The sequence below is a fragment of the Desulfotignum phosphitoxidans DSM 13687 genome, assembly GCF_000350545.1.
In the GTDB taxonomy this organism is placed as follows: domain Bacteria; phylum Desulfobacterota; class Desulfobacteria; order Desulfobacterales; family Desulfobacteraceae; genus Desulfotignum; species Desulfotignum phosphitoxidans.
This window is the reverse complement of sequence record NZ_APJX01000002.1, coordinates 358,532-380,035: the sequence shown is the minus strand read 5'-3', so window position 1 is coordinate 380,035 and position 21,504 is coordinate 358,532. Positions and strand designations below refer to the sequence as shown.

Annotated in this window: 17 protein-coding genes; 7 read left to right on the top strand and 10 right to left on the bottom strand. The window is 53.6% G+C overall.

Annotated elements, in window-relative coordinates:
• Positions 1-85: 85 nt before the first annotated feature.
• From DPO_RS06290 to DPO_RS06270, 3 genes are all read right to left on the bottom strand, one after another.
• The gene (locus DPO_RS06290; RefSeq protein WP_006964918.1) at positions 86-808 is read right to left on the bottom strand and encodes a 4Fe-4S dicluster domain-containing protein; all 723 of its coding nucleotides are present in this window, start codon (positions 806-808) and stop codon (positions 86-88) included.
• Between the two features lie 15 nt (positions 809-823).
• Positions 824-3,916, bottom strand: coding sequence for a formate dehydrogenase-N subunit alpha (fdnG, locus tag DPO_RS06285; RefSeq protein ID WP_152427580.1), 3,093 nt, complete (start codon positions 3,914-3,916; stop codon positions 824-826).
• Between the two features lie 526 nt (positions 3,917-4,442).
• Positions 4,443-4,781: a TusE/DsrC/DsvC family sulfur relay protein gene (locus tag DPO_RS06270; RefSeq protein WP_006964915.1), complete on the bottom strand. Its 339-nt coding sequence runs from the start codon at positions 4,779-4,781 to the stop codon at positions 4,443-4,445.
• A 185-nt stretch (positions 4,782-4,966) separates the two neighbouring features.
• Between DPO_RS06270 and DPO_RS06265 the strand changes: the two genes are divergently transcribed.
• The 5 genes from DPO_RS06265 to DPO_RS06245 are packed head-to-tail and all read left to right on the top strand — an operon-like array spanning position 4,967 to position 12,293.
• Positions 4,967-5,569, top strand: coding sequence for a DUF3786 domain-containing protein (locus tag DPO_RS06265; protein ID WP_006964914.1), 603 nt, complete (start codon positions 4,967-4,969; stop codon positions 5,567-5,569).
• Between the two features lie 4 nt (positions 5,570-5,573).
• On the top strand, positions 5,574-7,016 hold the full coding sequence (locus tag DPO_RS06260) for a DUF3375 domain-containing protein (RefSeq protein WP_006964913.1): 1,443 nt from the start codon (positions 5,574-5,576) through the stop codon (positions 7,014-7,016).
• Between the two features lie 5 nt (positions 7,017-7,021).
• On the top strand, positions 7,022-7,711 hold the full coding sequence (locus DPO_RS06255; RefSeq protein ID WP_006964912.1) for a DUF4194 domain-containing protein: 690 nt from the start codon (positions 7,022-7,024) through the stop codon (positions 7,709-7,711).
• Positions 7,711-11,088, top strand: a complete 3,378-nt coding sequence (locus DPO_RS06250; protein WP_006964911.1) for an ATP-binding protein — start codon at positions 7,711-7,713, stop codon at positions 11,086-11,088. Before DPO_RS06255 ends, DPO_RS06250 begins: the two co-directional genes overlap by 1 nt.
• Positions 11,085-12,293 (top strand): DUF3322 domain-containing protein, encoded by a 1,209-nt coding sequence (locus tag DPO_RS06245; RefSeq protein ID WP_006964910.1) that lies wholly within the window; start codon positions 11,085-11,087, stop codon positions 12,291-12,293. The genes DPO_RS06250 and DPO_RS06245 overlap by 4 nt, the downstream gene beginning before the upstream one ends.
• Here DPO_RS06245 and DPO_RS06240 read toward each other — a convergent pair.
• The 3 genes from DPO_RS06240 to DPO_RS06230 all read right to left on the bottom strand — a co-directional run bounded on the left by DPO_RS06240 (position 12,286) and on the right by DPO_RS06230 (position 13,383).
• A complete protein-coding gene (locus tag DPO_RS06240; protein WP_006964908.1) occupies positions 12,286-12,678 on the bottom strand; it encodes a toxin-antitoxin system TumE family protein in 393 nt (130 codons plus the stop codon). The genes DPO_RS06245 and DPO_RS06240 overlap by 8 nt on opposite strands.
• A complete protein-coding gene (locus tag DPO_RS06235) occupies positions 12,668-12,958 on the bottom strand; it encodes a hypothetical protein (protein WP_040011601.1) in 291 nt (96 codons plus the stop codon). Before DPO_RS06235 ends, DPO_RS06240 begins: the two co-directional genes overlap by 11 nt.
• A 161-nt stretch (positions 12,959-13,119) precedes the next feature.
• Positions 13,120-13,383 carry an aldo-keto reductase family protein gene (locus tag DPO_RS06230; RefSeq protein ID WP_006964905.1) on the bottom strand — a complete coding sequence of 88 codons (264 nt, stop codon included), beginning with the start codon at positions 13,381-13,383 and terminating at the stop codon, positions 13,120-13,122.
• A 118-nt stretch (positions 13,384-13,501) separates the two neighbouring features.
• On the opposite strand from DPO_RS06230, the gene DPO_RS06225 reads away from it, so the two are divergent.
• Positions 13,502-14,689, top strand: coding sequence for an iron-containing alcohol dehydrogenase (locus DPO_RS06225; protein WP_006964903.1), 1,188 nt, complete (start codon positions 13,502-13,504; stop codon positions 14,687-14,689).
• Between the two features lie 186 nt (positions 14,690-14,875).
• Complete coding sequence (locus DPO_RS06220) at positions 14,876-15,322, top strand: DUF2147 domain-containing protein (protein ID WP_006964901.1); 447 nt, start codon at positions 14,876-14,878, stop codon at positions 15,320-15,322.
• A gap of 40 nt (positions 15,323-15,362) precedes the next feature.
• Here the strand turns inward: DPO_RS06220 and DPO_RS06215 are convergent, their stop codons facing one another.
• The 4 genes from DPO_RS06215 to DPO_RS06200 form a co-directional block, all read right to left on the bottom strand.
• Positions 15,363-17,351: a molybdopterin-containing oxidoreductase family protein gene (locus DPO_RS06215; protein ID WP_006964900.1), complete on the bottom strand. Its 1,989-nt coding sequence runs from the start codon at positions 17,349-17,351 to the stop codon at positions 15,363-15,365.
• A 16-nt stretch (positions 17,352-17,367) separates the two neighbouring features.
• Entirely contained in the window at positions 17,368-17,805 is a 438-nt protein-coding gene (locus DPO_RS06210; protein ID WP_006964899.1) for a universal stress protein, read from the bottom strand.
• A 29-nt stretch (positions 17,806-17,834) separates the two neighbouring features.
• Positions 17,835-20,420: a TRAP transporter permease gene (locus tag DPO_RS06205; RefSeq protein WP_006964898.1), complete on the bottom strand. Its 2,586-nt coding sequence runs from the start codon at positions 20,418-20,420 to the stop codon at positions 17,835-17,837.
• A gap of 86 nt (positions 20,421-20,506) precedes the next feature.
• Complete coding sequence (locus DPO_RS06200) at positions 20,507-21,487, bottom strand: TAXI family TRAP transporter solute-binding subunit (RefSeq protein ID WP_006964897.1); 981 nt, start codon at positions 21,485-21,487, stop codon at positions 20,507-20,509.
• Positions 21,488-21,504: the final 17 nt, after the last annotated feature.

Here is a 21,504-nt window from a genome sequence, read left to right as displayed (position 1 = left end):
TTTTTTCCTTTACTGATACCGCTGCCCGGAAATATGACTTTCCGGGCAGCCGATCAGTTTGATGATCATATATGCGCGGATAAAATCATCCGATGTGCATCATCCGTGCGATGGGTCCCATCATCTTACGCAGGGCCACCGTGCGGCTGATACCACCCCGGCCCTGATGTGCCTGGGCCACAGCATAATCTGAATATAATGACGGATCAAATGCCACCAGATATATCACACTGACCTCATCCGGGTTCAGCAGGCTGGCATCTGGATATTTTTTTCTGACCCGTTTCAGTCGGTCATCCGCCATGGACAGAATATCCTCCCGATCGCCGAACTGCATGGCGCCGGTGGGACAGGCCGTCACACAGGCCGGCTTCAATCCGTTATGAATCCGGTCATTGCAAAAATCGCACTTGGCAATGGTGCCGTCACTGCCGGCCCGGGGAATATCATAGGGGCAGGAGACATTAATTTCTTCCGGATCCAGATGTCGGGTGTTGCGGGTATACAGGATGGCACCTGTCATGTCATCCCGGTAAATAGCCTTTTCATCCACTGCCATACTCAAACAGGGCGCATCCAGGCAATGGCGGCACTGATCCGGAAAAAACAGCCACTGCAGCCGGTTTTCAATGACGGTTTCCGTCATGCGGACCAGCTTGTATGTGCGGTCGCTCAAATCCTGAGGATTCTGGAAACTGCCCAGGTTGGTTGTTTTTTCAGCAGGCAGGTCATGCCATTGTTTACAGGCGACCTGGCAGGCCCGGCAGGCCGTACACAAAGTGGTATCGATAAGTATTGCTTTCGTCATGATCAGATCACCTCCTTAAAGCTTTGTTACATTGACCATAAAGGCCTTGGTTTCAGGAATCCGGGTATTGGGGTCCCCTGCCGGAGGTGTCAGAAGATTGGCAGTTTCCTCTGTGCCGGTTTCCGGCCAGCGCCAGCCAAAATGCCAGGGAATGCCCACCTGGTGAACCGTGGCGGGACCGATCTGGAACGGTTTGAACCGTTTGGTGACGATGGCCGTGGCTTCCAGTGCACCGCGCATGCTGGCCACCTTGACCCGCTCGCCATTCTGGATACCCCTGAGCTTGGCCAGTTCTTCGGACATTTCAACAAACATATTGGGTTGCAGTTCCATGAGCCACTCCTGGGGACGGGTCATCAAACCGGTCTGCCAGTGTTCACTCACCCGGTAGGTGGTGCCCACGAACGGAAACCGGGGATCGCAGGTGGCATGGCCATCAGCTTTGGTACTGTATACCACGGCCGTGGGGTTGACCATGACCGAAGACAGATAGTTTTTTTCCACGGGACATTCCAGGGGTTCGTAATGCTCGGGAAACGGTCCGTCAGCCCGGCCCGGGCCGAATATCTGCCCATGACCGTGTTTGCGCATGATAAACGGATGTCGGGAATCCGTTCGCCGGGTGCCGTCCGGATTCTGCATGGGAAACCACCCGCCGTCAGGCACATCGCCCACCCATTTGCCCGAAACATATTTACCGTCGTCCACCTGTCCTTCGTACCGGATCACCCAGTCTTTTTCATCCCAGGGCTGTCCCTTGAGATCAACGGAAGCCCGGTTATAGATGATCCGCCGGTTCACCGGCCAGCACCAGGCGAATTCAGGATACAGCCCGATATTGTTGGAAGCGTCCTTGTTACTTCGGCGGGCCGCCATATTGCCTTTTTCCGTATAGGAGTTGCAGTAGAGCCAGTTGCCGGACGCTGTGGAACCGTCTGCCTGCAGAAAGGCGAAACTGGGCACCAGGGTCCCTTTTTTATAAACCTTGTCCTTGATGGTGGTATCCCGGGTAAAGGTCCCGTTGATGGCTTTGGCTGCTTTGTGGGCATCAAATTCCCCGTGGGTTTCATAGTCCCATTTCAAGTTGATGATGGGATCGGCAAATTCGCCGGAAGATTGGTACAGATCCTTGATATGATGACCCAGCTGCATGATGATATCGCCGTCCGGTCTTGCATTGCCAAGGGGCTTTGGACCCTGATACCGCCATTGCATCCACCGGCCGGAATTGGTGATACTCCCTTCTTTTTCCACGGAAACCGCTGCCGGCAGCATAAACACTTCCGTGCCGATCTTGGAGGGATCCATGCCCGGTCCTTTCCAGAAGGAACCGGTTTCATTGTCAAAGATATTGGTATTGACCATCCAGTCCAGTTTGCCCAAAGCCTCCCTGATTTTGGACGCATTGGATCCGGAACAGGCCGGGTTTTGACCCCAGGCAAAAAATCCTTTGATATTGTCCTTGTACATGGCATCAAACAGGTCAAACCACGAATAGACTTCCCCATCATCCACTTTGGGCAGCCAGTGGTACCCGAACTGATTGTCTTTGGTGGCGGCATCGCCGAAAAACGCCTTGAGCAGGCTCACCGAATATTTGGGATAGTTCTGCCACCAGTTGGCGCTTAAAGGATCATTGCTTGCCGGCGTATATGCCTGGTTGTAAGCATCCAGGCTGTCATTGGACGATCTGGGAGTTTTCAGATACCCGGGCCAGATATGCCACAGCAGGCAGTGATCCGTGGATCCCTGGACATTGGATTCTCCGCGCAGCGCATTCACACCGCCTCCGGCAATGCCCATGTTTCCGAGTATCAGCTGGATCATGGCCATGGTGCGGATCATCTGGGTACCCACGGTATGCTGGGTCCAGCCCATGGCATACATGATGGTACCGGCCTGACCTTTTTTTCCAGTGGCACTGTAGGTTTTATAAACGGTGAGCAGATCCTGTTTTGACGTCCCCGTGATCTTGGACACCGTCTCCAGGTCATACCGCTCATAATGTTTTTTCATCAGTTGAAACACACATCTGTCGTGTTTCAACGTACGATCGATTTTCGGCACCCCATTTGCATCCATTTCAAACGCCCAGGTGGACTTATCATAGCTGCCCATGGACGGCCCCTCGTCGTCATTTTTCCTGTACCCGGAAAAAAGACCGTCATTGAACCCGAAGGCTTTTCCCACAATAAAGCCGGCATTGGTGTATTCAGCTGTATATTCGTGATTGTACAGATGGTTGTCCAGAATATACTTGATCATGCCGCCTAAAAAAGCGATATCCGTTCCGGATCTTAAGGCGGTGTAGATGTCCGCCCTGGCGGAAGTGCGGGTAAACCGGGGATCCACATTAATCAACGTGGCCCCGTTTTCCATGGCCTGGGTGACATATTTAAAGGAAATGGGATGGTTTTCCGCTGCATTGCTTCCCATGATGAGAATACAGTCTGAATTTTTCAGATCGATCCAGTGATTGGTCATTGCGCCACGTCCAAACGACTCTGCCAGAGCCGCTACCGTTGCGCTGTGTCAGATCCTGGCCTGATGTTCAATGTAAACCAGTCCCAAAGACCGCATCAGGGTTTGATAAATCCAGCATTCTTCATTATCCATGGCCGCAGACCCGATGGAAGCGATCTGGGTGGTGCGGTTGACCACCTGCTTGGCGGCGTTGATTTTTTCAAAACTGTTGTCCCGGGTCTTTTTCACCCGCTTTGCAATGCTGGACAATGCCCATTCCCAGGAAACCTTCTCCCATTTATCTGAAAAAGGGGCCCGGTACATGGGTTCGGTCAGGCGCCGGTCATTTTCCACCAGCTGCTTGAGGGATGATCCTTTGGAACACAGCGATCCTTTGTTGATCACATGATCCGGATCTCCTTCGATGTTGATAACCCGGCCGTCCCCGCGCCGGCTGGTGTGAACGATGGCACCGCATCCCACCGCACAATAGCAGCAGATCGTGGTGGTTTCTTTGGCATACTGGGTCTTCAAAAGGCCGGCATGGGCTTTGACCGGTTTCAGGTCAAAGCCCAGACCGCTGACAGCAATACCGGCTGCGGTGACCCCGGAAATTTTCATAAAGTCTCTTCGGTTGAGTTTCATAAAAATTCATCTCCCTGGCGATTAAGATTTTAACTATTCTTCCTGTCTTTATCCTGGATAGACTCCATATCACCAGCCGGTTACAGAAAAGTTACAACACAACAATCAAACACGCTTTCTGCCATGGATGCACAAGCCTGGCCCTGTAAGGCCATCACCGCTCTGATTTTCCGCTCCCCCCTTTGAAAAAGCCCGGAATAAAGCACGGTCTGGAGAAATTGATGAAAAAAAGGTATCGGCCGGGAGAAGAACCGGTCTGAAAAAATACAGGAACTGGATCGGCAGATTCAGGGCGGCAGTATCGATGAGACCGCCGGAGACGCCGAAAAATCGGGTGATCATGTTAAAGCAGGTAAAAAAAACACCAGGCCATTCGCATTTTTCAACAGGCAAAACCCTTAAATGATGCCGGGCGCTATTTTTATGGATTCGCCCTGGCAAAGACGGGGAATGTCCTGAGTGCGGATGGATAGGGGCCGGTTTAGGCATGTCCGGGCGTGGGATTTGTTCCGGAACATACGGCTGCTTATCCCATGGTCCGGATCTTGGCAAATACTTCAGGCGTGGGCTTGGGAAGCCCGGCGATTTTCCATGCCTTTACCGGGTCGGGAAACTGCTGGTAGTTGCAGTCTTTAGTCTGGCCCACATTCCTGCACACGGCCCGGAGAATGGGAAATGCCTCAAACTTCTCATAATAATTGCGCATGAATTTAATAATTTCCATCCGCTCGGTGCTCAATGGGCATTCATCATCCACGCCTTCTTTTTCCGCCAGAGCGCAGGCGATTTCTTCGGTCCAGGATCTAAAATCCTTGAGATAGCCTTCTTCATCCAGATGCAGTTCAATATCTTGGGTGTTTACCATGGGGCACCTCTCTGTTACAAAGTCAGTTGAAGCCGTGCTGTTTCAATGATAAAATAATAAGCACCAAACCTGTTTTTGTAAACAATTTCTTTGATTACAACATCATTGAATTTGAACCCAAAAATATTTATAACCATGACAATTGAAAAATCAGCCCACGAAAATACAATCAGGGGAAATACGCTATGACCGACAATTACGAAAAAATCGTTCAGAAGAATCTGAAAAAACTGTATGACCCGCTGCCTCCGGATCTAGATCAGCGCCTTGGAGCCACCAGAGAAGGGAACCGCTTCCTGTTCGATGCCTTTGGGCAGCCTTGTACCATTGGGCCTGACCGCATCACCCTGGGAACGGAAACCGCTTCTTCCATCCTGGGAATTCTGATCTCCCTGTATGCCCTGCATGCCGGCACTGACATCTGTGTGCCCGCCCCCTTCCGGGCGTTCAAGGAATTTGACGACAGCATGCCCTATGCCGGGGCCTTTGCCACACACACCGAACAGGTGCTGGTGCCCCATGTGATGTCAGTCAAAAACCGCCTGGAAAAAATTTCCTTCACCCTGCACGGAGAAAACCCGCCTGCGGACACGCCGGGGGATATTGCCTTTGTGGTGTATCCGCTGCCCAAAATCGCCCTGTGTTACATTTTATACGAAGCAGATGAAGATTTTCCAGCCGCAGTCACCTGTCTGTATTCCAGCAATGCAGACCGGTTCATGCCCATTGATGGCCTGGCGGATGTGGGGGAATACACTTCGAAAAAAATCATCGATCTGGTTGCCTGATCCCATGGATGTCGACTATGACACACTCCAGGCCTTAAGAAAGACCCATCCGGCCTGGAAGCTGCTGGTGGCGGATCACAGCCCGCTCATTGCCGCATTTTTGCAGCACACCTTTATTGTGCCCAACCAGCGGCGGCTCAGCCGGGCAGACCTGGCCTCGGCCCTGGAGGACCTGTTGTTTACCCTGCGGGAAACCCAGGGTAAGGATGCCTTTCCCCGGTCGGCCCAGGCCTATCTGGATGACTGGGCCGGCGAGGACAAGGGGTGGCTGAGAAAATTCTATCCACAGGGGTCTGATGAGGTGCATTATGATCTGATGCCGGCGGCGGAAAAAGCCCTGTCCTGGCTGGAAAGCCTCATCCAGCGGCCATTTGTGGGCACGGAATCGCGCCTGATGACCATTTTTGACTTGCTGCGCCAGATGGTGGAAGGCACGGAAAAAGATGTGCAGGTGCGGATCCAGGAGCTGGAAAAAAGAAAGGCTGCCGTTGAAAACGAGCTGGCGTTGGTAAGGTCGGGCCGTGTGGACATACTGGATGACACGGCGGTAAGGGACCGGTTCCTGCAGGTGAGCCAGACTGCCCGGGAACTTTTGGGAGATTTCCGGGAAGTGGAGTACAATTTCAGGCGCCTGGACAGAAAGATCCGGGAGCAGATCACCTTGTGGGAGGGCAGCAAGGCGCAGCTGCTGGCTGATTTTTTCGGGGAGCGGGACATGATCGCCGAATCTGACCAGGGGAAAAGTTTTACCGCGTTCTGGGACCTGCTCATGTCCCCGGCCCGGCAGGAGGAGCTGACCGGGATGCTGGAAAAGGTGTTTGACCTGGCAGCGGTCAAGGCACTGTCTCCGGACCGGCGCCTCAAGCGGGTGCATTATGACTGGCTGTCCGCCGGCGAACATACCCAGCGCACTGTGGCCAAGCTGTCCGGGCAATTGCGGCGGTACCTGGATGACCAGGCGTTTCTGGAAAACAAACGCATCATGCAGGTGATCCAGCAGATCGAGGCCCGGGCGGTCAAGCTCAGAGACCAGATGCCACAGGGCAGCATCATGGAGATGGACGAGGCATCTCCGGATATTCATCTGCCCATGGAACGGCCCCTTTATAAAATCCCGGTCAAACCCCGGATCACGGACACGGTCACGCTGGGGGACGGGTCTGACATTCCTGCGGACATGCTGCATGACATTGTGTTTGTGGACCGGCTGACGCTCAAACAACGGATCCGCACCGCCCTGCAGACCCGTGACCAGGTCACCCTGGCACAGATCCTTTTCGACCATCCCCTGGAAAAGGGCCTGGCCGAACTGGTGACCTACCTGACCCTGGCAGCCGAAGATGACAACGCCTGGTTTGACGACACCTTGACCCACCGGGCCGTGTGGACCGATGCCGGCGGCATCCGCCGGCAGGCCACATTCAACGCCGTGATTTTCAGCAGGTAACACCTATGGACATAACACAACCTTATCCATCTGACATCTCCCGCCCCCTGGTGGCATTGATGAAGGGCGTGGTGTTCAGGGATAATGATCCGGCCCTGTGGCACCTTCTGGAAGAGAGCCAGATGGCCGTCCGGGACTATGTCCGGGTCATGGGCCTGGATTTGATGCTGGACACGGCCGAAGGGTATGCCTGGCTGGCCACCCGGGAACCGGAACAAGGGGAAGACCCCCTGCCCCGGTTGGTGGGAAGGCGGCAGCTGTCCTATCCGGTGAGCCTGATCATCGCACTCTTACGCAAAAAAATGGCGGAACAGGATGCAGCCGGAGAAGACCCCCGCCTGATCCTGTCCGTGGAGGAGATTACGGACATGGTCCGGGTGTTTTTGCCGGCATCGGGCAACGAGGCAAAGATGATGGACCGGATCAACACCCATCTGAACAAAATCGCGGACTTAGGCTTTATCCGGCGGCTCAAGGGCGAAAAGGACAAAATCGAGGTGATCCGCATTCTCAAGGCGTTTGTGGATGCCCAGTGGCTCAGTGAACTGGAGGATCGACTCAAAGAATACCAGGCCCATCTGGAAGATGGCAATGATTCCGGTTCGGCCGATGTCAGTCACACAGATCCTTCGGGTGGCAGCGACATGGACGGAAACATTGATTCCACCCCCACCGGGGACCGGGGCGGTGGCTGATGGAACAGCAGCTTTTGGACTTTGCATCGGATGATGCTCTGGCCGGGTTCCGGCTTCACACCCTGGAAGTCTTCAACTGGGGCACCTTTCACAAACAGGTGTGGCGACTGGATCTGGACAGCCGCAACAGCCTGCTCACCGGGGATATCGGGTCCGGCAAATCCACCCTGGTGGATGCGGTGACCACCCTGGTGGTGCCGGCCCACCGGGTGGCCTACAACAAGGCGGCCGGGGCCGACACAAAAGAAAGGTCCTTGCGCTCCTATGTCCTGGGATATTACAAATCAGAACGCAGCACCACGGGTCATGCGGCAAAATCGGTGTCTCTGCGGGATCACAACAGTTTTTCCGTGATCCTGGGGGTGTTCAAAAACGCTGGATATCTACAGAAAGTCACCCTGGCCCAGGTGTTCTGGATCAAAGATGCCCAGGCCCCGCCGGAACGGTTCTATGTGGTGGCGGACCAGGCGTTGTCCATTACCGGGCATTTCAGCGGATTCGGCACAGACATCGGGCAGCTGAAAAAACGGCTGAAAAAAATGAAAGATGTGGCCGTGTTCGACACTTTCCCCAAATACGGGGCCGCCTTCCGAAGGCGGTTCGGCATTGACAACGAACAGGCCCTGGCCCTGTTTCACCAGACCGTGTCCATGAAATCCGTGGGCAACCTCACCGATTTTGTCAGGGAACACATGCTGGAACCTTTTGATGTCACCCCCCGCATCGATGCCCTGCTGCACCATTTTGACGACCTGAACCGGGCCCATGCCGCCGTGCTCAAGGCCAAACAGCAGATCGAGCGGTTAACCCCCCTGGTGGCGGACTGTGACACCCACACCCAGCTGGAAAAGGAGGCGGAACAGCTGCGGGAATGCCGGGAGGCGTTGGCCCCGTTTTTTGCCGTGCACAAGAAAAAACTGCTCAAAAAAAGAATGGCCAATCTAACTGACGAACATGCCCGGCTGACACGGAAAGCAACGGCCCTGGAGAGCGAACACAAAGAACAAATGGCCCGGCGGGATGACATCCGGCAGGCCATTGCCGAAAACGGGGGCGACCGGCTGGAAAGGCTCCGGGCTGATATCAAGCGATTTGCCGACCAGAAATACAAGCGCCAGGCCCAGGCACAGCGGTATGCAGATCTGGCACAGGATCTGTCATTCAAGCCCGTACACACCCGGACGGATTTTGATGACAACGCCGCTGCCATCCAGGACCGGCAGCAGACCTTGAAAAAAAAACAAGCCGATTTTCTCAACCGGCGCACCGAGCTTTCCATGCAGTTCCGGGATTTCAAAACAGACCATGACGAGCTGACAAAAGAACTGGCTTCCCTGTCCGCCCGCAAAAGCAACATCCACGCCCGGCAGATCAGTATCCGGCAGACATTGTGTCGCCATCTTGACATGGATGAAACCGACCTGCCCTTTGCCGGTGAACTGATCCAGGTCAGAGAAGATCAAGCTCCCTGGGAAGGAGCGGCCGAACGGCTGCTGCACAATTTCGCCCTGTCCCTGCTGGTGCCGGAATCCCATTACCGGGCCGTGGCCGCCTGGGTGAATAACACCTTTCTGCAGGCAAGACTCGTGTATTACCTGGTGAGACCGGTCCCCTCAAATAAATCCGTTGATCTTCATCCGGATTCCCTGGTGAAAAAACTGGCCGTCAAGCCGAACAACAAATGTTACGACTGGCTGGAACAGGAACTGGCGGCCCGGTTCAACTATGCCTGCTGCACGGATATGCAACGGTTCCAACAGGAACCCTGGGCCATGACGGAAAAAGGACAAATCAAGTCCGGGGGACGGCGCCACGAAAAAGATGACCGCCGGGATCTCACAGACCGGTCCCATTATGTGCTGGGCTGGACCAATGAGGCCAAAATCCGCACATTGAAAAAACAGCACCGGCACCTGGAAGAACAGATGCAGACCACCGGCATTGACATATCCCGGCTGGAATCCCGTCAGAACACCCTCGAAGAACAGCTGTCCAACCTGATCCGCCTGGGGGAATTCCAGGATTTTTCCGATTTGGACTGGCACGCGTCAGCCGAAGCGATCCTGCACCTGGAAGCGGAAAAGCAGGAACTGGAAACCCGGTCCGATATCCTCCAGACCTTGGGGATGCAGCTGGAAGCCCTGGAAACAGAGATAAATGACACGGAAACAGCCCTGAAACAGGCCAGAGACGACCTGGCCGGAAACCGGGAAAAACAGAACCAGACCCGGCACATGGCAGACACCTGTGAACAGGATCTGGCCGGCTGGGCCGCCATGGACCCTGACCAGGCCACTGCTTTGTACCGGCATCTGGAATCTTTGCGCATAAACGAACTGCCTGCCCACACCCTGACCATTGAATCCTGCAGCAACAAGGAAAGAGAAATGCGGGAGCTTCTCCAGAACCGCATCAACAACTTAGACAAACGCATCGCCACCCTGGCGGCCCGGATCATCAGAGCCATGCACGGGTACCGCAGGGATTATCAACTGGAAACCAGGGAAGTGGATGATGCCGTGTCATCCGGTCCGGAATACCGGGCCATGCTGGATCAGCTGCGCTCGGACAATCTGCCGGAATTTGAGAAACGGTTCAAGGAACTGCTCAATGAAAACACCATCCGGGAGGTGGCCAATTTCCAGTCCCAGCTGCTCCGGGAAAAAGAGACCATCAAAGAGCGTATCGAGCGCATCAACCGGTCTTTGTCCGACATTGAGTACAACCCGGGCCGGTACATTGTGCTGGAGGCGGAACTCACCCCGGACATGGAGATCCGGGATTTTGGCCAGCAGCTGCGGGCCTGCACTGAAGGGGCGTTGACCGGATCTGAAGAAGACCATTACTCTGAAGCCAAATTCCTGCAGGTACGACGCGTGATTGAACGGTTCCGGGGCAGAGAGGGCACGGTGGACCTGGACCGGCGCTGGACAAAAAAGGTGACGGATGTGCGCAACTGGTTCGTGTTTGCCGCCTCGGAGCGCTGGAAACAGGATCACACCGAATATGAGCATTACACCGATTCCGGGGGCAAGTCCGGCGGGCAGAAGGAAAAACTGGCCTACACCGTGCTGGCGGCCAGCCTGGCCTATCAGTTCGGCCTGGAATGGGGAGCGATCAAATCCCGTACCTTCCGGTTCGTGGCCATTGACGAAGCTTTCGGCCGGGGTTCGGACGATTCCACCCGGTACAGCCTGGAACTGTTCAAAAAACTCAACCTCCAGCTGCTCATCGTGACCCCCCTGCAAAAGATTCACATCATCGAACCCTATGTATCGTCCGTGGGACTGGTGTACTGCCCGGACGGCACAGAATCCCTGCTGCGCAACATGAGCGTGGCAGAATACCGGGACTGCCGGGAAAGGACTGAAACGTGACCGCTGCCTGGACCCGGATCCAGGATCTCAAGGACCGGCTGGAGAAAAAATGGCGCAAAGGGATATTTCTGGCCCAGATGATCACGCCGGAAAACTTCACCCCCCTGCGCATCCCGCTGAAACATCCCACGGCCCGGGAACTGGCCCATGATTTTGCCGCAGCCCGGGACTGGGTGGCCCACTGGGCTTTTCATGAAAGCGCCCCGGGCCGGGCCGGATTTGACATTGAATGGCATGCATTCACCCACCGGAGTTTAGGAAAAAACCGGCTGCCGGCAGCGGTGATATTTCCCACGCTGGCCGATGTGGTGTCTTTTCTGGGGAAAACCCGGCAAACTGAGCGATTTCACACCCTGTTCCATATCATCACGGACCGGTTTCCCCCACTGGCCGGCCTGCTGCTGGATCACCCTTTGACCGTGCTCCAGCATGACAAAGTGTGGGAAAAGCTGCTGGCCATCCTGGATTTCATGACCGGTCATCCTTTGCCCGGCATCTACATCCGGCAGCTGGAAATTTCCGGGGTGGACACCAAGTTCATTGAAACCCACAAAGCCTGGCTGGTGAAACTGCTGACCTGTGTATTGCCGGAAACAGCCGTGGATGACACAGCCAAAGGACCGGCCGCCTTTGAAAACCGGTTTGGTTTTCTGTCCCGGCCCGCCCGGGTCCGGTTCCGGTGCCTGGATCCGGACCTGTCCATCAAGGGATTGTCAGACCTGGAAATACCGGCACATGACTTTGCGTGCCTGCCTGTGCAGCCGGACACGGTCTTTATTGTGGAAAACGACATCACCGCCCTGTCATTTCCTTTTTTTCCCAACGCTCTGGTGATCTTCGGCCGGGGCTACAGCCTGTCGGTTCTATCCGAAGCACGGTGGCTGACGAACAAACCGGTCTGGTACTGGGGGGATCTGGACACCCACGGGTTTGCCATGATCGACATGATCCGGCATTACTTTCCCCGGACCCGTTCTTTTCTCATGGATGAAGCCACCTTGCTCTCCCATAAACCCCTGTGGGGCACCGAACCCTCCCCTGTGAGCCGGGATTTGCCCTTGCTCACCCCGGATGAAGCCCGGGTCTATGATGCCCTGCGCAACCATACCCACACCCCGAACCTGCGCCTGGAGCAGGAGCGGATTTCGTTCACCCTGGTACGCCGGGTCGTGGAAGATATCCGGATGAACAGGTATTTCAGGTAAGGAACAATTTGATATGATCAGTTATGATTTCTTCAAGAACAGCGCAAATATCAGGAATGCTGCTTGGAATGATCTTGTCCCCGGTATGCTTGTGTTCACTGAATGCGAGACGGGGTTTGTGCAATGCATTGTCATATCGAAATATCAGGTTACTGTTTCTGTCCTGATAATGGAATGAATATGCTTTTTTATCAATTTTATGGCGTAAGTCCAGATATTCTTTAAAAAAAAGAATTGACTCATCAACGAAAACAATTTTTCCACGGACAATGCCGATTTTGTCACTTCTAAAATCACTCGTGATTTCAGAAATCACAATGAAACCAGATGTGGAATATTCATTGATACTTTCTGTCAGGTCTGCAAGATAATCTTTAACAAACATATTCAATCTCACGCAAAGCCTTTATTTCTTCCAGAAGGGCTTCACGGAGCTTGATTTCCCCCATCCAGCTGATATAGTCCTCATCTCCTCCGGAAAGATCATCAGATGTATATGCGGTCAAAAAATCATCCGAAGAAATATGATATTGTTTTTCAAATTTTTGGATCTCTTTTTCTGTTTTTTGAAATCCGATTTCGGTTCTTTTGATTCTGGCGGCTATCGCATCCTGAATGACCGGAATCATATCATTGCTGTCCGATATTATTTGTAATTTTGTCATCTTGTATCGCCTTTCCCGTCCCAAAATAATCCTTTTTTGTCTGCCTCAAGGTTGCCAGCATCCCGATAACCGATTTAACAACTGAACATTCTTTTAAATATACCATATATTTATTACTACGCAAACCCGATAATTATCGGACTATATGATATTTCGTTTTTTCAAACATCTCCTGAAAACCTTGGCTGGATTTCTTTCAGATTTGATGCATTTGCCTTAAGGGTACACCCGGCAATGGCAAGGGGGATGTCACAGGACAGCGCAAACTGGATCAGTCCCTGATCTTTTGCTTCCAGAAATGCTTCCAGGGACCCGTCTTTTTCTGAAATCAAATCAAGATCTTTCTGTCCCCTGACATCATGGATCTGCCATAGGTCAAGGTAGCTGGTGTTCAGGCGGTCCAGGGTCTGACGTAGTTCTGCCAACGCCCCCTGCCGGATTCTGTCTGCTTATTTGCTGTTGCAGTCATTTATTTTTTCTGAGATGATCCAGATCGGTATCCGGTTAAAATAAAAACCCATGCTGCAGACAGGAGTTTTTCATATGACCGCCCGTTTCAGGCCGAAGATCACCCTGGCGGAAACCAAGGTAGACTGGCACCATCCCACACATATCCGGTTCGGTCCCGGCCGAATCAAGGAACTGCCGGAAGTGTGCTGGCAATTGGGCATATCTGCGCCGTTGATTGTCACGGATCAGAGGGTGTCAAAACTGCCGTTTGTGAAATCCATTATCCGGTTGAACAAAGAGGAAAGCATTTTCACGACCGTGTTTTCAGATATTTTTTCCGAGCCGGATTTTGACACGGTGAAAAAAGGGGCGGAAGTGTTGCGGCAGGGCCGCCATGACGGTATCATCGCCATCGGCGGGGGCAGTGCCCTGGATGCGGCCAAAGCCATCTGTCTGGCTGCGGCCGCCGGCCCGTCGCGCATATGGGAGTTCACCTCCGGAAGCCCCGGACATGCTGTCATATACAAGACACTTATACCCATTATCGCTGTTCCCACCACTGCCGGCACCGGATCTGAGGTGGATGCCAATGCAGTGATCAAAGATACAATATCCAGCCGGAAAATCAGTATTTTTCATCCGGACCTTATGCCCAAAGTAGTGATTGCCGACCCGGAGCTGACCCGGGGGCTGATTCCCTTTCTCACCGCAGCCACGGGCATGGATGCCCTGTCCCACAATATCGAAGCATTGAGCAGCCCGGTATTTCACCCGGTCCTGGACGGGGTGGCCATGCAGGGCATTTTTTACATCAAAGAAGGGCTTCTCCCGGCTTTTTACAGCGGCAGAAACATCAAGGCCCGCACCTATACCATGGCCGCTTCCATCATGGGGGCCATTGCCTTTGACAAAGGCTTAGGGGCGGGGCATGCCGTGTCCCATGCCATCGGCGGCATGTTCAAGGTGCACCACGGCCGGGTGATGGGCACTCTTTTGCCCTATGTGCTCATACTGAACCGCGCCAGAATAAAAGACAAAATGTCACGGGCTGCCAGGTATCTGGATCTGCCCGGCCAGGATTTTACCGCATTTGTAAACTGGGTGACTGATTTAAAGATAGCGATGGGCATGCCTGCCAATCTAAAGGAACTGGGCATCAGAAAGCAGCATATTCCAGATATCGCTCAAAAAGCGCTGGAAGATGCCAATATCCATACCAATCCGGTAAAAATGGATCCAAAAAAAATGAAAGAACTGCTGGCACATGCCCTGAAAGGATAAGCCGTCAGACCGGCCTTGAAAATCATCACATGCTTTCCATATAGCGTCTGATCAAAAATTTCTTCGGGTTTTACCACATAATGGCCACAGGCTTCCCATTCTTTTTCCTTGACAGGAAAAAAACAGAAGACTAAATGATATAACAATGTTCAGCAACATATTAACCCCTATTCTCCGGAGGAATGTATGAAAAAATCGCTATTGCTCGCCCTGGTGCTGGTTGTTGGTTGTTTTGTTTTTGCCGGATCTGCCCTGGCAGAAGCTCCCATTGTGGGAAAATGGAAAACCATTGATGATGAAACCAACGAGCCCAAATCCATTGTCCAGATCTTTGAAAAAAACGGCCAATATTATGGTAAAATCGTTGAGCTGTTCTTGAAACCGGATGCGGATCAAAATCCCACTTGTGATAAATGTGCGGATGATGATCCCAGAAAAGACCAGCCCACCTTGGGCATGGAAATCATCCAGGACCTGAAACCGGATGGGGATGCCTATTCCGGGGGCACGATTCTTGATCCCAAAAAAGGCAAAGTTTACAAATGCAAGATCTGGGCGGAAGGCGACGAACTTAAAGTCCAGGGCAGTTTTCTGTTCATTTCCCGGACCCAGACCTGGCACCGGGTAAAGTAGGTTTTCGCAAATTGTCAGTTTTGAACCCATGCCCGCTGTTTTAAATGGATGACAGGGTGCAGAACGTATCGTAAAACGCGGCCTGCTCCCCCATGTCCGACAGACCTGCATGGGTGAGAAAATTCACGGCACCGCTTTTATGCCACCACCCCTGGTGCATGAAAGCGGTGCTGTCACACACCGCCTCATCCAGTATCAGCCTGGCTGTCACCTCTCCTTGGCGGGTGGCGATGCACACCCTTTCCAGCCCAAAGATGCCAAGTTTTTGTGCTGTTTTCCGGTTCACAGATACGGCCGGTTCCCGGTCTTCAAACACAAACGCCTGTGAATGCATGGACCTTTTAGTTTTGCAGGTGAGCAGCCGCAAAGGAAAACGAGTCTCTCCCTGGGAGGGGGGGATAAAACAAGGCAGCGGCGATTGCCCGGCAAGTTCAGCAGCTTGGCTGAAAATTTCGATTTTCTGAGACGGGGTGGCAAATCTTTTGTCTGCCCAGGGGATGTCATGACCGGGAATGCGCAGGTATTCACCGGCAAGTGCATCCAGATCCATGTCCGAATCTTTTCCTAAGCTTTCCAGCAGCGGGGCCGCACATTGGTCCAGGTACTCCCGGGAAGAGGCAAATCCCAGCGTATCAATGCCCATGTGCTTTGCCAGGGCCAGAAAAAAATCGGTTTCCGGCATCAGGGTATCCGGCGTGTCCACCGCCTTTTTCGAATAATTGAGCACATGGGAATACATGGAGGTGGCAAAGAGATCATCCTGCTCAAACACGGTGGCGGCCGGCAGCACCAGATCCGCATGCCGGGCCGTGTCCGTCATGAAATGGTCAAACACCACCTTAAAGGCAATGCGCTGAAAACCGCGGACCACCGCATTGAGATCCGGGCTCTGGTTCAAGGGGTTGCCCCCGGCCACGAATGCGGCGGCAATGGGGGGATTATCCACGGTCTGCAAAAAATGTCCCAGCATGGGGGCCGGAAAGGTCCGGGAAGCCGTGACATGGGCTTTGCTGTTTTTTTCCGGCCGGTTCAGCAGCGGAGCCAGGGATCTTGCCGCGTAATTGGCACCGGTGCCGGGCTTTCCCACATGGCCGCACACCGCAGCCAGGGCATCGATGCTTCGCACGGTGTTCCCGCCGTTGGCATACCGCTGCATGCCATATCCCATCCAGATGCCCGGGGCTTTGGCTCCGGCATATTCTCTGGCCAGTTTCCGGATGGTATCCGGCGATACCCCTGTAATGCGGGATGCGGTTTCCGGATCAAACCGGTCCAGATACTGACAAAACCGGTCAAACCCCAGGATATGGTCCTGCGCAAATGATCGGTCATACCGGTTTTCCGTGACAGTGACATGGGCCATGGACAATGCCAGAGCCGCATCCGTGCCTGGCTTCACCGCCACATGGGTGCCGATGGATTTTGCCGTATCTGAATGAATGGGATCAATGACAACAATGCGGGTATTATTTTTTTCAGCCTGTTTGAGCAGGGAATAAAAGTGCAGGCTGGTGGCTTTGGGATTTCGTCCCCAGACAATAACCAGATCGGAATTAAGAATATCTTCAGGCAAATGGCCCCGGACATCTCCGAAATCAAAGGTCTGGGCCGCCATACCCGCACCCCAGCACAGGCTGCCGGTAAACCGGGTATCTCCGCCCAGGCAATTGAAAAAAATGGACTGGACCCGGCTTTTCGCTCCCCCATATCCGTCACTGACATAGTTGAGCACCCCGGCAGGTCCCCATCGATCATGGATACCTGCCAGAGTGTCGGCCACACGGTCCAGGACTTCGGCATAAGTTGTACGTACAAATCCTGATTTTTTCCGAACCATGGGATGCAGCAACCGCTCCGGGTGGGAATGCCGCTGTATCAGGTCCCGGCCCTTGGAACAGATGATGCCCCGGGTCAACGGATGGGCAGAATCGCCCTTGATATCCATGATCCGGTTGTCTGAAACTGTGACCAGAAACCGGCACAGGTCAAAACAGTCCATGGGACAGGACACCGGGACCGTGCGGGTCATTTCAGGATCTGGCAGGTCATTTGAGCAGATTTCTCAACCGCAGCACCGAACAATTGGCCTCTTTGACGACCCTTTGGGCACAGGTGCTGGAAAATGCCTCATTCACGGTTCTGTTCCGGTTATGATATACCACGATGAGATCCGACCCCCATTTGTCCGCCATTTTCAGAATTTCTTCATAATGTTTTCCCACCAGCACTTTGTAGGAGACATTGGCCCCTTTGCAGTTTGCCGCCACAAAGTCATCCAGTGCTTTCTGAAAATGGGCCTGGGCTTGCTTTTTGATCTCTTCAGTGACAAAGGACGCCACAATGGGCATGGTAAATCCGGGCATCACCGACACAATCCGAATCTGGGCCCCGCTCAATGATGCCAGTTCCGCGGCATTGTCATACACAGCCTTGGATGCCTTGGGGTAATCGATATCCACAGGCACCAGTATTTTATTGAACATACATCCCCCTTCTTAACAATAATCTTGTGTTACAATTGCAGCCTGGACGCCTCTTCCGGTGTCTGTCGTCTTTTTTGCAGAAAATAGATCAGTCCCAGCAACGCCAGGGCCGGAAAAAACATGAGCTGTTTTGGGGGGCGGTCCGCTTCCATCATCACCGATACAATTTCCTGATCAAAATCAATGCCCATCCGCTCGGCATTACTGCCGAACATGAGATTGTTCACGATCATTTTCCCGTCATCTTCAATCACCTCAAACCCCACTTCCCTGAGCCGGTCTTCAGGAACCCCTTCCTGTCCCACGGGCAGCATCAGGGCTTTGGTGTATTCTTCTCCATCCAGGGTTTCACCTTTGATCACCAGGTGAATCATGGTGTTTTCATCCTGCTTTTCCATGGCCTGGAGCAGCTCAACTCCCGGCCGCTCATTATAGGGCTCATACATCTTGTCCCAAAAAAATCCGGGCCGCAGCAGGGTAAAGGTTACCAGCAGCATGGCCAGGCTTTCATAAAACCGGCTTTTGGTGATCCAATACCCCTGGGTGGCTGCACCGAATACCAGCATGGCTGCCACAGCAGATACAATCACAATGGTCAGATGCACCCAGTCCCGGATCCCGATCATGAGCAGTTCGGTGTTAAAGATAAAGAAAAACGGCAGTACCGCTGTCCTGATATCATAGGTAAATCCCTGGATACCGGTGCGGATGGGATCTCCACCGGATATCCCGGCTGCGGCGAATGCTGCCAGCCCCACCGGGGGAGTATCATCCGCTAGAATGCCGAAATAAAACACGAACAGATGCACGGCAATCAAGGGCACCACCAGCCCGTTCAAGGCCCCGAGATGGACGATTACCGGCGCCATCAGGGTGGACACAACAATATAGTTGGCCGTGGTGGGCAGCCCCATGCCCAGCAGCAGACTGATGATGGCGGTGAAAAACAAAATCAGCAGCAGGTTGCCGCCGGAAATAAACTCCACAAATGCGGTCATGACCAGGCCGATCCCGGTGAGGGTCACCGTGCCCACCACAATGCCGGCAGCTGCCGTGGCAACCCCGATACCGATCATGTTTCTGGCCCCGGCCACCATGCCGGCGATCAGGTTGTCCCACCCCATTTTAAAGGCAAATTCCGGGGCACTGTTTTTCCGGAAAATCCCTTTCAAGGGCCGCTGGGTGAGTACAATAAAAATAAGCACCACCGTGGCATAATAGGCAGATAAAGAAGGAGACAGCCGTTCCACGGTCAGGCACCACATGAGTACCACAATGGGCAGCAAAAAATAATACCCGGCCTGGGCAGTTTCTCTCAGTTTGGGCAGCTTGCTTATTTCATGGGTGTATTCCAGCTCAGGCACTTTGCAGGCCAGCCAGATAAGAATAAGATAGGCAATCACAATCAGCGGCACCACCACATACATGGCGGCATCTCCGGCAACGGCCTTGATCCAGCCCAGGCCATAATAGGTAACACCGCCAATGATGATCAAGGTCAAAATCGTAAGTACAAAGGAAACCAGTTTCTGGACCGCTGTCTTGGTCACCGGCTTTTCCATGCCTTTGAGGCCCATTTTACAGGACTCCAGGTGGACAATATACACCAGGGCGATATAGGAGATGATGGCCGGTAAAAACGCGTGCTTGATGACCTCCACATAGGAGATGCCCACATATTCCACCATGAGAAAGGCGGCCGCCCCCATGACCGGCGGGGTGAGCTGGCCGTTGGTGGATGCAGCCACCTCCACGGCCCCGGCTTTTTCCGCCGAAAACCCTACTTTTTTCATCAACGGAATCGTAAAGGTACCCGTGGTGACGACATTGGCGATGGAAGACCCGGACACCAGACCGGTCAAACCCGAGGAAACAACGGCTGCCTTGGCAGGCCCGCCCCGCATGTGGCCCAGTCCGGCGTAGGCGGTGCGAATAAAATAGTTGCCTGCACCGGCAGACTCCAGCAGTGAGCCGAACAGCACAAACATGAACACCATACCCGTGGATACCCCTAACGCCACGCCGAACACCCCTTCCGTGGACAGCCAGTAGTGGGACATGCCCTTGGACAGGCTGGCCCCTTTATGGGCAATGACATCCGGCATGTAGGGCCCAAAAAAAGTATAGGTGAGAAACACGGCCGCCACCACCATGAGGGGGGGTCCCAAAGCCCGTCGCGTCGCTTCCAAAAGAAGTATCAGGCCGACCACCCCCACCACCAGATCCAGTGTAGTGGGAATTCCGGGTCTGGCTGACATCTGCTCGTAAAAGATAAACAGGTAGGCTGAACAAAATGCTGCCACCAGGGCCAAAAACCAGTCTTGTATCGGAATATACTCCCTGGGAGATGACTTGAAGGTGGGATATGCGGTATAGGACAGAAACATGGCGAATGCCAGATGAATGGATCGGGCTTCGGTGTCGTTCAGAACAAAAACATTGAATATGAACGGCAGGGGGGACGCATACCAGAGTTGAAACAGGGTCCAGATCAACGGCACGAAAAAAAGAATGTTTTTGGGAACCGCACCCACCGGATTCCTGGCACCGGATTCCACCTCGGCCACAAAATCCTTCATATCATCTGGAACAGTTTGATTTTTGTCAGCAGTCATGGTGACAAGGCCTCCGTAAAAAAAAGGAAAGCGTGCGCGGCAGCCACGCGCCCCGCACGCTTATATGGTTCAGTCTGACAAAAAAACTACATCAGGCCGGCTTCTTTGTAATATTTGACCGCACCGTCATGCAGCGGGGCGGACAGGCCGTCTTTGACCATTTCTTCTTTTACCAGCACCTCAAATGCCGGATGCAGTTTCTTGAAGTCGTCAAAATTTTCAAATACCGCCTTGACCACGTGATAAATCACGTTTTCAGGCACTGTTGCCGAAGACACAAAGGTGGCGCCCACACCAAACGTTTTGGTGTCGGTATCCGTGCCCCGGTACATGCCGCCGGGAATGGTGGCTTTCCGGTAATAGGCATTATCGGCCACCAGCTTGTCAATGGCTGGGCCTTCTACAGGTACCAGAATGGAATCACAGGACGTGGTGGCTTCCTGGATGGAACCGGAAGGATGGCCGACTGTGTAGATGATGGCGTCGATTTTGTTGTCGCACAGGGCGGCAGACTGTTCTGCGGGTTTCAGCTCAGAGGCCAGCTTGAAATCATCCATGGTCCACCCTAAGGCTTCCATGACCACTTCCATGGTACCGCGCTGACCGGAACCGGGATTTCCCACATTGACCCGTTTGCCTTTCAGGTCGGTAAAGGTCTTGATGCCGGAATCTTTTCTGGCCACCACGGTGAAAGGTTCGGGATGCACGGAGAATACGGCCCGCAGGTCCTTGTCCGGACCGGATGCTTCAAACGGGGTACCCTTGGTGCCGTGGTACGCATGGTACTGCCAGTCGGACTGGGCCACTGCCATATCCAGCTCACCGGCACGGATGGTATTCAGGTTGTACACGGATCCCCCGGTACTTTCCACTGAGCAGCGGATTCCATGCACTTTTCTGTCTTTGTTCACCAATCTTGCGATGGCACCGCCCGTGGGATAATAAACCCCTGTAACCCCGCCGGTTCCGATGGTGACAAAGGTCTGTTCCGCCTGTACCGGCGCGGACCCGAAAAAAAGGATCATGCCGAAAAATGCCGTAATTGCCAATACCAGTAATCGTTTCATCTAAACCTCCATAAAAA